The sequence below is a fragment of the Cupriavidus sp. JZ107 genome, from assembly GCF_053903255.1.
Genome location: NZ_CP096481.1, coordinates 1,557,023 through 1,569,912, shown reverse-complemented (window position 1 = coordinate 1,569,912; position 12,890 = coordinate 1,557,023). Strand labels below are relative to the sequence as shown.

The window sequence follows — 12,890 nt, the reverse complement described above, 5'->3', positions numbered from 1 at the left end:
CTTCTATCTCGCACTTCAGCGGGCTCGGGCTCACCCGCATGTGCCGAACATGGTGTCATTGACCACGTTGCCAGACGCCTTGCGCTTGGTGTAGTCGAAGCGATCGATCAGTACGTGAGGCACGGAAGGGTAGTCGGACAGGGCCACCTTGATCTTCCCGTCCTGGTGGAAATGCACTTCGAAGTACCGCGGATCCGCCGGCACCGGTCCCTCGAGCAACACCGTCTGCCGACAGCGGGGCACATCGCCGTCGCGCTTCCATTCGATCCGAACCCCCAGCGGTAATGGGGTATCGGCTGGAATTGCCGCGCAGCAAGTACCGCCACCATAGCTGTGTTCCTTGGACGAAACCTCGATATTGCCGCCCCCTGCACCATTGACCCAGAAGTCGCTGATATAGGTGTCGGTGTAGTTGTATCCGACGATTGTCAGGCCCTCCATCTTCGCCGGCGTACGGTACGTTCCAGTGGAGCCGCTGGCGCCGCCAAGCGCCGGTCCGTCGCTCTTCTCCATCCGTCGGATGCGCTCCCCCTGCTCGCCATGGAGCTTGGCAACGGTGTCGACCCTACCCTCGCACGCCGTCATCGTACAAAGAAGGAGAGCGGCGGCAGCCCTGGCGCGCCATGGCTCAAATTCTTGTACCAGCACATGCACCCTCAATATCAATTTACTCCGTGGGGGTGATAACCCTCACGCCGAATATACTTCTTTGCGCAAGCCTCGCTTTTTGCGCAGACGTCACCAGGTGACTGCCTTAACGGTTCCGGCGCTTCTGGATGACCTGGCCCATACATTGAAGGAAAGAGCCTTACCTTACCGTCCGGGAAAAACGCAACCCAAAGAAAACTCAGGTAGTCGCCGTTATACGGCTCGACTTCTACCTCAGCCCTATGGAGAGCGTTCTTGTCTTTCTGATAGAGCGCATCATCCTGCCACTCAACGGTCATCGTCATGCCAGGCCTCCATTTGGTAGGAACGCCTGCACTTCCAGCGAAGCTCGTCCCTCCTCCCCAACTTCCCATGCCACCCGCCCATACCCCGTTGACATAGACAACGCCCAGCGGCATGTCCGTGTAGTTGAGAATGGACAGCTTCAGGCCCCAGCCTTCGTCTTCCTCGGCTGCTTGCTTTTCGCACGCAGCCAACATGAAGACGGCGATTAACACCGAACAAAGAACCTTAATCATGATCGTCCAACGGCATTCTCGTCCTCGTGGTTGAGCTCATCATCTTGCTAATCCAGGGTTACCTTCCTTCCGGAACGCCATTTCCCGAGCCGTACTTCCAGCCACCCGGACACTTGGGAACTGAAGCGGTATCATCGGCGTATGACATGTTATGGGTGCAGATATCCTTTGATACCATATCGAAGTCGATCTGTAATGCTCGATTCATTAATCGGATAACCCTCACCCTGCCTTATCCTGATCGGAAACTCTATGCCTTTCACATCCTGGTTCGCTACCATGCGGGGTTTTCTCGTCCAGGAGCAAAATGGATGGGCTTGGATCAATTTCAGGCTCCCCTCCTCCACATGATATAGCTCACAACTCATGTAGTCCCCAACCCGCAGTTGCACAGCAACGATACGGCCACTACGCCCATAAAATTTCCAATCCACGGCATATGCGATCTTGGCACCCGAAACTGGCTGCGCGAGGGATCGTTTGACGTCGTGTGCATCCTTAATGCTTACAGCCGGCACCCGGGGATCCACATGATCGGCGCGTGAGGTTCGGCATATCGCCACCGCCACAAAAAGCAGCCAACATACGTGCAAGACTATCTTCGGATAGTTCAACATTATCCGATCACGAATAAATCGCTCTCATTGGATATATTTTTTTGCACACGCCTCGCTCTGAGCACAAACATCCCCTGGCGTAAGCCTCAATGGTGGGGGCGACTGCGGAAACCCCGGGGCGTATGATGAGGGGAACAGTCTGATCTTGCCGTCAGGAAAGAATGCCACCCAGAGGAAACTGGGGCGCTCCCCTGTGTAGGGTTCCACCTCTACCTCAGCCTTATGAAGAGCATCCTTGTCTTTCTGATAGAGCGCATCATCCTGCCACTCAACGGTCATCGTCATGCCGGGCCTCCATTTGGTAGGAACGCCTGCACTTCCAGCGAAGCTCGTCCCCCCTCCCCAACTTCCCATGCCACCTGCCCACACTCCATTGACATAGACAACGCCCAGCGGCATGTCCGTGTAGTTGAGAATGGACAGCGTCAGGCCCCAGCCTTCGTCTTCCTCGGCGGCATGTCTTTCACAGCCGAACAACAAGAAGACGGCAATTAGTGTGGACAAAATGATCCTAGCCATGATCGTTTGACGACATCGAATGCTGCTACCGCGCATCCCGCGCAACTCTGGGGGTCACCTTCGCAGCGATGCCCCTCGCCAGGGCAAGGAACGATGCTTCATCGAGCGGCGTAATCCCTGCCTTACGGGCAAAGTCGGAACGTTGAATGACGTGAAGCGTCACGCTGGAACTGCCCTGTGCGTGGGGACTGCCTAGAGCTACAACCAAGTAGCCATGATCAACGGTTCCATCCTCGCGACGAAGGCGGACGAACGACTCAAGGGCCTTCACCCCAGCGATCGTAGTACGGCGGTAGCGGTCCCTCCAGATGCTCGTTACCTCGCGACGATTCTGGTACAGGTGGGTCCAGAAGAAGTCCGACACACCCTCGGGATCCCGCATCCTCGCGTTCAGCTTCGCATTTGGCGGAGCGGCTGACTTGTCCTCCAGACCGATGATCACGTCGGGCTGCCCTTTCAGGCGATAGCTGGCCGCTACATATCGAGGCGCAACACCGTCATCGGGCAAGAACACATAGGGCATGCACAGGCCGCGCTTTGGAGGCACAGTGTTTGGAACCCTCGGCATCGCCCCCGCCACCAGGGAGGCGAACGCCTCCTCGTCGGCTTTGGCGTCGCTGTCGTGGGTACTTAGCTTCCACCACAAGCCGGAATCGCTGACCGTGGTAAACGCGGAGAGTTGACTGCCTACACGCCAAGCCTTGCCGCCAGGTCCTGCCCAGTCCAAGTTGTCGAAAGTCGCGCGCGTGCCATACACGTCGTTGCCATCGCGCGCTTTCAACATGGCGCCATCCTTCGTCATCCGACTATCGACAGCGGCTCGTATCACCCCGCGTTGGCTATCGCTCATGGGGTGCGTAATCAGCAGTGGCCCGCGATCACCAAGATTCACGTGAAATGCACGCTCGCCGTCGGGATAGCGTGCCGGCGGATCGCGGCGCAGATCGCCACGAATGCGCTTGGCGACTTCCACAGGATCCCAGGCCGCCTGGTCGGCCGGCCCAGGCAATTGCAGTTCCAGCCGCCCTACGCATTCGGGGAGCCATTGCCCACTCGCCACGGCGGCCTGGCCAAATGCCAGCGGCGAGCATGCCAGGGCCGCAGCAGGAATCAAGCTACGGACAATACCTTGCCTCATGCTCCGCTCCGTTCCACGGGATATTGCGAGGATGGAAGACGACTTTCCAATATCAATCCACCGGTATCGTTCTCGTTGTACTTTGGAACTAGCTGGCACCTCGTCTCCGGTTGCGGAACATCCGACTGCGACCAGCAATACCGCGATACCCATCGCGCCGATACCGATTGAACGCACCCCATATCTTTCTTTCCCTTGAACACGTCAGTGATGCAGATTCCTGATCTTGACGCTTGCGGCAATTTCGCGTGCCAGCGCAAGGAACGAAGACTGGTCCAACGGTGCAACGCCAGCCTTCTTGGCGAAATCGGCGCGCTGTATGACGTAAAGCATCACACTCGAGCTGCCCCCGGTGCCCGGGCTACCCAATGCCACGATCAAGTAGCCATGGTCGATGGTTCCATCCTCGCGACGAAGACGCACGAATGACTCCACGCCCTTCACCCCGGCTATCGTGATGCTGCGGTAGCGGTCTTTCCAGACGCTTCGGACTTCCTCGCGATCCTGATACCGGGCGGTCCAGAAGAAGTCCGAGACACCCTCTGGGTCGCGCATCCTGGCATTCATCTTCAGATCCAGCGGGGTGGCGGACTTGTCTTCCAAACCGACAATGACATCGGGCTGCCCCTTCAGGCGATAGTTGGCCTCGACAAAGCGTGGCGCGACCCCATCGTCAGGAATGAAGATATATGGCATGCACAAACCTGGCATCGTGGGGACCACGTTAGCGTCACGGGGTCTCGCCTTGGCCACTGCTGACGCAAAATACGCTTGTTCGGCAGCGACATCGCCATCACGATTGCTGAGCCTCCACCACAATCCGACCTTCCCAACTTCAGTAAATGCCGACAACTGGCTGCCAATACGCCAGGCTTTGCCTGTCTGACCCGCCCAGTCCAATGGTTCGAACTTCACGCGGTCCCCGTAGACATCCTTGCCATCGCGAGCCTTCAACATGGCGACATCCTTCTTCATCCGCACGTTCACGGCGTCGCGCATCGTCGTGCGCGCTGCGTCGCTAAGCGGATGCGTAATCAGCGACGGCCCGCGACTGAGGTTCACACGAAAGGTACGCTCCCCATCGGGATAGCGCGTGGCGGGTTCAATGCCTAGGTCTCCACGGATGTCCTTGGCAACCTCGTCCGCATCCCAGGCCGCCTGTTCGGCCGGCCCAGGCAATTGCAATTCCAGTCGCCCTACGCACTCGGGGAGCCATTGCTGACTTGCTATGACCTCCTGGCCATATAGCAACGCGCAGCATGCCAATGCGGCGGCAGGAATCAAGCCGCGGGCAATTACTTCCCTCATACCACGCTCCGTTCAGGCGACTGCCGGGATCTCGCCCATCGGCGACCGCAACCGCGAGGGTTTCGCCATCCTTGCGGCGGCGTCGTTCTCCATGGGGAACTTGCTAAGCCACTACGCTTCATAGCGTTGACCATGACGATGGGCATTGGCCCCAAGACGGAGAGCTCCAGTCATGCGCTCACGCCCGGGTGGGCCGACCGCGCCGCCAAAGCGCCTGTCTAACGTCGCCTTACGCTGCACCGGGTCGCAGTCGAATGGAATCAATAATGGCGTCCCACAATTGCATGGCTTGCTCATCGGACTGTTCAGCCCATTGTGGCGAGACGCGACAAACGCCGCCCGCCGCAAGGAGATCCAGATTGGCTATCATTTTTGCGCATCGACAGGAGCGATTGGATCCACACCTGGCCTCAATTGCGCCTCTGCCCCTTTAAGGGGATATTGCGGGTGCCATAGCGCGTAGTTGGTCACGAATATCTTTATTTCGCCGTTCCTCAAGAAGTGGACCGCCACATCCCCAACCTTGTCGTACTTCGGCACCTCCACAATGCGCTGTCGGTAGTTCTCGTCAAATTCGTCGGTCCAGCCGACGGTCATGGTCAATCCGGGCCGCCATGGAGTTGGCACGCTAGCGCAACACGCAAATTTCCCGCCACCCGCATGAGGATGCATGTAAGCGCCGCCTCCTCCATTGACTGTGAAGTGGCCGATGGCCTTGTCGGTGTGGTTGTAGCCGACAACGTTGGCACCGATCAACTCGTCGCCACACGACCCTAGTGCGCATGCGACAAAGGCGACGGCAATCCACCTCATTGGTACACCTCACGCGCGTATCGACGAATCGCCCGGCGTAGGCGCATGGTGCCTTGCAGTTCCACGCGGCCCCTGTGACAAGTCTTTCTTACCTGTTGGGCGTGTTTGTATTGCATCCTCAGAAGTTCGATGCGCCTCTTCTGCTCCTAAGGTAAGCCTGGTTCAATTTAGCTCTTTCTCGCATTTTGCGATCGTTGCGGCATTCCCACCGTAGAACGTGTCATATGAACAAAGACGTTTACGTATTGGATCAAAGTTCAAGCGCAAGCTTGAATCAATATATTGAAAATCCGCCGACTGCTTGATTCTTATCGGAAATTCAATCAATTTGGCATTCCCTTCGGGTGCGACAAATGGCTTTCCCGCCCATTTGCAAAATGGGTGGCCCTGAATGATCTTAGGCTTACCACCTTCCAGCTGGTACAAGACGCAGCCAGAATATCCACCATTCAATTGCTGCACAACAAGAATAGTGCCTTCTTGTCCGTATAATTTCCAATTTACGACGTAATCAATGCGGGAGCCGGGATCGAGTTTAATTTTGTCTTGAGGCGCGCCACCTTTCTTTATCGAAACATCGGGCATTCCGTCGGCTGCTGAAGCCCAAGATTTCCATGAAACTGACAATAATGTGAAAAGAATGGCAATGGACAAGCCTCCCATCATGCAGGCCGCAAAATTTCCCGTCGCTTCGATCATTTCCTCTTTTCATACCAACACCATTGAACAGCTGCCTTCCATGCGAAAGCCATTGCATTCGGCCCGGTGTGATTCAGAGGGTCGGAATGCCGTTGCCGAGAAGGCGGCGAAGTGCTTCTGAAGCTTGGCGTTGAAGATAATCTGTGCCTTCTTCGACACCGGTCCCAACGAGATCCGCCCCCGTCTTCTTTATTGCGGACTCGAGGTCTGTCACCGCGTCCTTAGCCTTCTCCATGGTGCGCTCCGGTAGCGATGCGACTTCGCCCCAAATCGCCATAACTTTTTCGCCAAGCGTTTTTTCGGGTTGGTAGTGAGTTCGCCACCGCAGATACCCCCAGATCGAAGACCATTCACGGCCTTTGGTCTCCGTCGGCAGCTGCCCCTTTTCATAAGCTTCTAGCTGGGCCAGTTGTTCACCTGTCAGCGGTAGCGGCAAGACCTTCCCGCCTCCCCCCTTATGAATAGGCATATAGCGCATTGCAGTTCCATGTGGATCTCGGGACAAGTCCCTATCCAGCTGTTGGAAGTCTTCGTGCTGCTTCTTAAGACGCTCCATGCGCTCCTTCTGTTGCAGCTTCCAGACTTCTTCGCTCGTGGCCCCGAGCGGTTTGAACCAAGCGCGCGAGTCGTGGACATGGTCGTCAAAAAATCGGACCACACGGCTGTCGAGGGGCTCCTTATGATTCCAAATAGATTTCACCTCACGCCATTGCTTGACCTTCTCGCCAGCAACTTGCTGATACAGCTGGCCCATAAGCACTGGGCCCGCAGCGACGGGTGTCCATGCGAGACCCGAGCGGCGCATCCAGCCGTCGATTAGCCCGGACGCTTTCTCCATGGCGGGCAACGCCGCCGCTTCGGCCTGTAGCTCGCGATTGGCACTTCGCAGATCCTCAGCGTCTTGACGGCTAAATTTCTCCGCACGCTTGAAGAATGGTTGGTTTTCCAATGCCTCCGGCGTACCTGGCAAGCGGAGCTTTCGCCAGCGTAGATACATGCCGTATTGGGCTTTAGCGGCGCCTGTCGTCCCGCCGCCGTGAATGGACACGACCTTGTTCGCTACATCAACGTAGTCGTTGTAGGCGCGGGCTAGGGAGGCCGAGATCCAGAAAGCAGCCCTGGACTTTGGCACAACGCTTGGTGCATTGATGTCTAGCGGAACACCCGCGGCAACGGCTTCTCTGTACATTCGCGCCAGGGGAATTTGTGACAACTTACAGCTATCATCGGGCGCGCCGGTCTCATTGCAGCTCTTCCCTTGCTCGCCAGGCACATATCCGCCGCCGAGGTCAGAATGTACACCTGGGTAAACAAGCTCCAGACAGTTTTCGGCCTCCGCTTTATCGAGAGGGAAGGAGCCCCTCACCTCGTGCGCTGAAACCAGATGTACAGTGCGTCGAACATACTTGGGAATACGGAGATATTCCTCCTGTGCCCATCCGCCGTGGCCCTCAAACAGTAGGAAGCTTTGAGCGAATCCAACGGAGGCAACGGTATCGAAGATTCCAAGAAAATCCACCTCGACCCGTACCCCAGCAATCGTCATATCCTTGTCTAGTGCATCAGTCAACCAGTTGCAAAAGACGCGTGCAGCGGCAGCTCCTCGGGAAAATCCAAATATTGACAAATGGATTCTTTTCAAAGCGGGCTTGCTTGCCACGAGCACGGGCATCAGTTTGGAACGCAAATAATCGCGCCGCCGCTTCAGTACAGCCCGGCGCCCTGAGTGATTGGGCGACATAGCGGCCGTATCTAAAATATAGCCGGTAGTTCCCAGGGTTCCGGCATTACGCAATTGCTCAACTTCCGTCTGTCCAGCCGATCGGAGCAGCCGATCCGTCATATTGACGTCCGTAGACATCATTTTGACAAAATCTTGATCTGTCGTGCCTAAAGCATCAGACAAATCCGTACCAAAAAAACGCGCATGCAAGGCATTGGATATCTGTAGCAACGCCCAGTTGATTCGTGCCTCACCGCCCCACCCTGCTCCAAGCCCGGCACGAGAGTCGTACCCTCGTCCGGTATCGCTTGTTTCTTTTTCGAAAGGAGTACCAACGCCAGCACAATAAAATTTATAACGATTTTTATCACCCACCGGAATGGCGAATGCATCGAAAAGCCTTCCAACATTGCTATGCGCATTCTTGGGTGCATCTCGATCTTTGTTGTTATTTGTGCCATCGAAAAATACACCTATGTGCATCTCCTCGCAGCAGCGTGAGGCCGCCCTTTCCATCTCCTTGGCCAGTTTTTTTGCCTGCTCTTCTCGTGTTAGAGAAAGCGGATTCGTCGCATCAACCTTCTCAAGCAACATCGTCCCCTCACTTGATGTATTTTTTTGCACACATCTCATTTTTGGCACACACCTCTCCCGGTGTGAGCCTCAATGGTTCGGGGGACTGTGGAAACCCCGGCGCGTAATTTGACGGGAACAATCTGATCTTTCCATCAGGAAAAAATGCTATCCAAAGAAAACTGGGACGCTCTCCTGTATATGGTTCCACCTCGACTTCTGCCTTATGAAGAGCATCCTTGTTCTTTTGATAAAGCGCGTCATCCTGCCATTCAACAGTCATTGTCATGCCGGGCTTCCATTTGGTGGGGACACCCACACTTCCCGCGAAACTGGTTCCCCCACCCCAACTACCCATGGCGCCTGCCCACACTCCATTGACATATACAACGCCCAATGGCATGTCCGTGTAATTGAGGATCGACAGCTTCAAGCCCCAGCCTTCGTCCTTCTCGACGGGATGCTTTTGGCAGCCGGCCAACAAGAAGACGGCCATTAGGGCGGACAAAATGATCTTGAACATGATTGTTTAACTACGTCAAAAGAGAATTGGATTTGCCCTCGGAATCGCTGCCAACCTCAGAAATTGAGGACAGCATATTTTTGTGCTCCAGTACTGCTAGGACCGATCGATACACTTCAGCGTCATGGGTTTCGGGAGGGGCTTCCCGTAGTACCTTTGAAATACAAGAATGCGCTTCGGACGGACGGCCAGTGAACCGCCCAAAAATGTGCGTCGAGCGCTGAATAAACGTCAGCACGGCATCGGCACGTGCGAGCGACGCAAGGTCATCTACTTGGCGATCGCTTAACCGCAATGGTCCGTCCGCTCCGACATGTGCATCGACGCGGCCTCGAACACATTGCAACTCCGCTGACCGATCGGCGTACCACCACGTGCCTTTCCCCAACACGCGGGTGCGCTGCTCCTCGTCCAACACCAACAGCAACTGCTGTAGTGCGCGCGTATCCGCGATCCGTATCAGAAACGCCGTGTCGGACGAATCGACGGCTTCCAGCTGTCCGCGCAAGTGGTGCATGCAGGCATCGAAGCCATCGGGCCAATGCAAGAACGTCAGCATGGGCTTTGCATTCGCGCGCCGAAGAGCCAGTTCCAGCATCGCAGTTCGCAATGACTTGTCGTTCGGCAATGCGACAAGCTGTGGCGCGATCTCGGCCAGGCCGGGCCCCTCATAAAGCCCTTCAAAGAGCGATTTGATCCTGGTTTCGGGAAACCGCCTATGCAGTGCGGGCACGAAGCCGGTGTCGAAGCCGCAATCGACGAGCATCAGGATCGATGCGTCGCCGAAGGCGGCCTGTAGCCGAGACAGGAAATCCACCGGATAGTCATCGACCCAGCGCGGCTCGGACAACATGGGACGAGAACTTACGGCTGCGTCTCTATCAGCCATTTTTCAAGGCCAATGCGTGGCCCCCTTCCATCGCGTGCTTCATGCATTCAACGCACACGCTCTGTGGGAATGCGGGCAAGGGATATGTTCCGCTCACCGGCCCCTCAAACTTCCGCTGCGCACTCTTGTAAGTAATCGCCCCCGGGCACTCCACCGTAATATTCCCACCCTCAATCGTGATCGACGCCCCGCCAGCCGTTGCCACCCGAATCCGCTTGGCCGCAGCAAAGTCCACCTGCATATTTGCCGACACGACCTTGAGTTCATCCTTGGCCTGCAGCTTCATCGCATCGTGCTGCGCCTGCACGTCGATGTCTTCGCTGCCCGCGATCAGCTTCAGGCCGGTGTCGCCCTCGCCCGCTTTCTCCAGCGCCGCGGCGATGCCGATGGCTTGACCGCTGTGCAATCGTGCCTGCTTGCCGATCGCCAGGTTGGTGTCCTGGCCCGACACCATGCCCAGCGATTTGCCGTTGACCATCTGCAGCTCCTGCCCCGCAACCATGGCAAGGCCGGCACGGCCGGCCAGTTGCACGATGGCTTCGCTCGGATGCGGCACCTTGCCTTGCGTCTGCTTGTTGCCGCTGGCGGCGTCCTGCATCGCGGCGTCCAGGTCCTTGCCGTCGACCATGCCGGAGGCCGCGGTTTCCAGCTTGGCCAGAGGGGCCTCGTCGTCCTTCGCGGTCAGCAGGGCTGCCGTCTGGTGTTTGACCGAGCCATCGCCCAGCTTCTGCGTCAGCGACTTCGCCTGGCGGATCAGCGCGATGCCGGCGGCGTTGTCGCCGGTCGGCACCGGCCGCTGGCTCTGCGCATCGCGATAGGTGCTGATCAGCACGCCGGCCTTGCCACGAATCGCGCCGTAGCCGTCGGTGCGCAGCTCGAAGCCTTCGCCGCGGAAGCTGCCGCGGTAGTTGTCCTGCTGGTGGATCAGGTGGCCGAGGTTGAGTTGAGTGTGCTGGACCGTCGTGGCGAACTGCGTGCGCAATTGCCCATCGCTGTCGTCGAACACCAGCTGGTTGGCGCCGTCGCCCCCATGTTCGCGGCTCTTGAAGCCGCTCAGTGCGGCGGCGTTGCGGTGGCCTTCCTGATCAGCGCTCATGCCGTGCCACGCGGGCGCATGGCCGCCGGCGACATTGGCCTGCGCACTGGGCGCGGTGTCGCTGCCTTGCTGATACACCGAGGCATCGGCGGCAGCGGCCTGCTTGCCACCCGGCGTCGGCGCGATGCCACCCTCACCCTGCCCGTTGTACAGCGCGCCGATCACGATCGGTTGATCGATATCGTCGTCAGCGAACTTGACCAGCACCTCCTGGCCGATCCGCGGCAGCCATTGCCAGCCCATGCCGACACCGGCCTGGCGCTGCGCCACGCGGACCCAGCGCGTGCTGCGGTCATCGTCGCGCTCGCCCTTTTGCCACGGGAAGCGGACCCGAATCTCCCCGCGCGGGCTGACGTGGTGTTCGGCATCGCCGCTCGGCTGCGTCTCGCCTTGCGGGCCGACCACGGTCGCGGTCTGCACGCCGATCGCGGTCGGCGTGGCGAACAGCCTGGCGCCGTTGCCGTCGACCACGCGCGGGCGCCACGGGCGTCGCGCATCGCAGGCGCGGAACAGATTGGCGTAGCCGTATTGCTCGGCGGCCTGGCGCAGCGACGCCGTCGGCACGCTGCGCTCCACCGCATCGCCAAGCGCCAGGAAGCCCATCGTCATCGGGCCGTTCTCGGGCGCGCTGGGCGGCGTATCGAAGCACAGCGCGGCCTCGAGCGGGCCCAGCCGCTGGCCCAACGCGGCGCGCGTCTCCGCCGCGAGGTTGTTCAGGCCGCAGTGCTCGACGATGTCGAGCAGCAGCGGATAGGCGGCCTCGGCATCTTCCTGTTTGGGCAGATGCGGACAATCGGAGACCGCCACACGGGTGCCGCTGACGAAGGTGCGCACCGTACCCTGCCCGGCGAACAGCTGCGCGCGGGCCTCGATGCTCTCCATCAACTGCTCGGCCAGCCGCTGCGCGCCGGCGGCATCGCCGACCACCGACTGGCTGACCGACAGATAGGGCTCCGGGCATTGCGCGCCGCCGCCGAGCTTGGCTGGCGCATGGCCGCGCAGCGTGCGCTTGCCGTTGCCGTCCCACGCCACCACCGCGACGCCGGGCACCGTCACGCGGCTGTGGCAAGCGAGCTGCTGCACGGCGTCGGCTTCTTCCTGGCTATGCGCGCGGTGATAGCGAACGCTCGAAACCTGACCTTCCGGCAATTGCGGGCTGTCCGCGAAGATCGTCAGCGCATGCCCCGACGGTGCCTGCTCGTCGTCGACGAAGGCGAAGCCCAACCCCGCCTCGGCCAGCAGCCGCGACAGGAACGCGTAATCGGTCTCGCGATATTGGCTGACGTGTTCGCGCGGACCCAGCGTGTCGATGCGCTGCTGCGCGCCCGCCGTATAGCGCCACACCGCATGTGGCGCGTACGGCGACAGGATCTGTTCGGCGATATCGGCCAGCGTGCGGTTCTGGAATACCTGGCTATGCCGCTGCTGCGTGGCCAACCACAGCCACGGCACCACGGTCAGCCGATAGCGCGCCAGGCTGCCATCGGCGCCCAGCTTCTCGGCCTTGCGCACCAGGCCGCTGCGGCGAATGCGCCCGCCATCGGCCAGCGTGGTCCACAGCGTGACCTTCGCACCGAGCAGGGACATCAGCGGCAGGCGGGCATTGGCGCTGACCGCGACGATGCGCCATTCGCTCAGCTCCGACAGCGCCTCGCGGCCGAGCCAGGCCTCGACGGCCAGTTCGCCGACGGCCCCCTCGCCTTCGAGCTGGAACAGCCGCCGCGCCGGGGAAAACAGGGTCTGAATCAGGGTGGTGTGGTCCATGGCGGTTCGGTGTCGCAGCGGGTGTCGCAGGGGATATCACA

Annotated in this window: 12 protein-coding genes; all 12 read right to left on the bottom strand. The window is 59.0% G+C overall.

Going from position 1 to position 12,890, the window contains the following annotated elements:
• Nucleotides 1-30: 30 nt before the first annotated feature.
• The gene (locus M1D55_RS16505; RefSeq protein ID WP_456282633.1) at nucleotides 31-513 is read right to left on the bottom strand and encodes a DUF3304 domain-containing protein; all 483 of its coding nucleotides are present in this window, start codon (nucleotides 511-513) and stop codon (nucleotides 31-33) included.
• Between the two features lie 149 nt (nucleotides 514-662).
• Nucleotides 663-1,187, bottom strand: a complete 525-nt coding sequence (locus M1D55_RS16500; RefSeq protein ID WP_456282632.1) for a DUF3304 domain-containing protein — start codon at nucleotides 1,185-1,187, stop codon at nucleotides 663-665.
• Between the two features lie 641 nt (nucleotides 1,188-1,828).
• Nucleotides 1,829-2,323 carry a DUF3304 domain-containing protein gene (locus M1D55_RS16495; RefSeq protein WP_456282631.1) on the bottom strand — a complete coding sequence of 165 codons (495 nt, stop codon included), beginning with the start codon at nucleotides 2,321-2,323 and terminating at the stop codon, nucleotides 1,829-1,831.
• A gap of 25 nt (nucleotides 2,324-2,348) precedes the next feature.
• A complete protein-coding gene (locus M1D55_RS16490) occupies nucleotides 2,349-3,461 on the bottom strand; it encodes a hypothetical protein (RefSeq protein ID WP_456282630.1) in 1,113 nt (370 codons plus the stop codon).
• A 204-nt stretch (nucleotides 3,462-3,665) separates the two neighbouring features.
• On the bottom strand, nucleotides 3,666-4,769 hold the full coding sequence (locus M1D55_RS16485) for a T6SS immunity protein Tli4 family protein (RefSeq protein ID WP_456282629.1): 1,104 nt from the start codon (nucleotides 4,767-4,769) through the stop codon (nucleotides 3,666-3,668).
• A gap of 229 nt (nucleotides 4,770-4,998) precedes the next feature.
• Nucleotides 4,999-5,139: a T6SS immunity protein Tli4 family protein gene (locus M1D55_RS16480; protein ID WP_456282628.1), complete on the bottom strand. Its 141-nt coding sequence runs from the start codon at nucleotides 5,137-5,139 to the stop codon at nucleotides 4,999-5,001.
• Nucleotides 5,136-5,525, bottom strand: coding sequence for a DUF3304 domain-containing protein (locus tag M1D55_RS16475; RefSeq protein ID WP_456282627.1), 390 nt, complete (start codon nucleotides 5,523-5,525; stop codon nucleotides 5,136-5,138). The genes M1D55_RS16480 and M1D55_RS16475 overlap by 4 nt, the downstream gene beginning before the upstream one ends.
• A gap of 219 nt (nucleotides 5,526-5,744) precedes the next feature.
• Nucleotides 5,745-6,281, bottom strand: a complete 537-nt coding sequence (locus M1D55_RS16470; RefSeq protein WP_456282626.1) for a hypothetical protein — start codon at nucleotides 6,279-6,281, stop codon at nucleotides 5,745-5,747.
• Nucleotides 6,282-6,354: 73 nt separating this feature from the next.
• Nucleotides 6,355-8,628 carry a T6SS phospholipase effector Tle1-like catalytic domain-containing protein gene (locus tag M1D55_RS16465; RefSeq protein WP_456282625.1) on the bottom strand — a complete coding sequence of 758 codons (2,274 nt, stop codon included), beginning with the start codon at nucleotides 8,626-8,628 and terminating at the stop codon, nucleotides 6,355-6,357.
• Nucleotides 8,606-9,100, bottom strand: coding sequence for a DUF3304 domain-containing protein (locus M1D55_RS16460; RefSeq protein WP_456282624.1), 495 nt, complete (start codon nucleotides 9,098-9,100; stop codon nucleotides 8,606-8,608). The genes M1D55_RS16465 and M1D55_RS16460 overlap by 23 nt, the downstream gene beginning before the upstream one ends.
• Nucleotides 9,101-9,110: 10 nt before the next feature.
• Nucleotides 9,111-9,953 (bottom strand): DUF4123 domain-containing protein, encoded by an 843-nt coding sequence (locus tag M1D55_RS16455; protein ID WP_456282623.1) that lies wholly within the window; start codon nucleotides 9,951-9,953, stop codon nucleotides 9,111-9,113.
• 28 nt (nucleotides 9,954-9,981) lie between these two features.
• Nucleotides 9,982-12,849 carry a type VI secretion system Vgr family protein gene (locus M1D55_RS16450; RefSeq protein WP_456282622.1) on the bottom strand — a complete coding sequence of 956 codons (2,868 nt, stop codon included), beginning with the start codon at nucleotides 12,847-12,849 and terminating at the stop codon, nucleotides 9,982-9,984.
• Nucleotides 12,850-12,890: the final 41 nt, after the last annotated feature.

What these genes read in the sequence shown, in the direction of transcription:
- M1D55_RS16505 (WP_456282633.1), bottom strand. Translation starts at nt 513, where the DNA reads ATGGAGAAGAGCGACGGACCGGCGCTTGGCGGCGCCAGCGGCTCCACT.
- M1D55_RS16500 (WP_456282632.1), bottom strand. Translation starts at nt 1,187, where the DNA reads ATGATTAAGGTTCTTTGTTCGGTGTTAATCGCCGTCTTCATGTTGGCT.
- M1D55_RS16495 (WP_456282631.1), bottom strand. Translation starts at nt 2,323, where the DNA reads ATGGCTAGGATCATTTTGTCCACACTAATTGCCGTCTTCTTGTTGTTC.
- M1D55_RS16490 (WP_456282630.1), bottom strand. Translation starts at nt 3,461, where the DNA reads ATGAGGCAAGGTATTGTCCGTAGCTTGATTCCTGCTGCGGCCCTGGCA.
- M1D55_RS16485 (WP_456282629.1), bottom strand. Translation starts at nt 4,769, where the DNA reads ATGAGGGAAGTAATTGCCCGCGGCTTGATTCCTGCCGCCGCATTGGCA.
- M1D55_RS16480 (WP_456282628.1), bottom strand. Translation starts at nt 5,139, where the DNA reads ATGATAGCCAATCTGGATCTCCTTGCGGCGGGCGGCGTTTGTCGCGTC.
- M1D55_RS16470 (WP_456282626.1), bottom strand. Translation starts at nt 6,281, where the DNA reads ATGATCGAAGCGACGGGAAATTTTGCGGCCTGCATGATGGGAGGCTTG.
- M1D55_RS16460 (WP_456282624.1), bottom strand. Translation starts at nt 9,100, where the DNA reads ATGTTCAAGATCATTTTGTCCGCCCTAATGGCCGTCTTCTTGTTGGCC.
- M1D55_RS16455 (WP_456282623.1), bottom strand. Translation starts at nt 9,953, where the DNA reads ATGTTGTCCGAGCCGCGCTGGGTCGATGACTATCCGGTGGATTTCCTG.
- M1D55_RS16450 (WP_456282622.1), bottom strand. Translation starts at nt 12,849, where the DNA reads ATGGACCACACCACCCTGATTCAGACCCTGTTTTCCCCGGCGCGGCGG.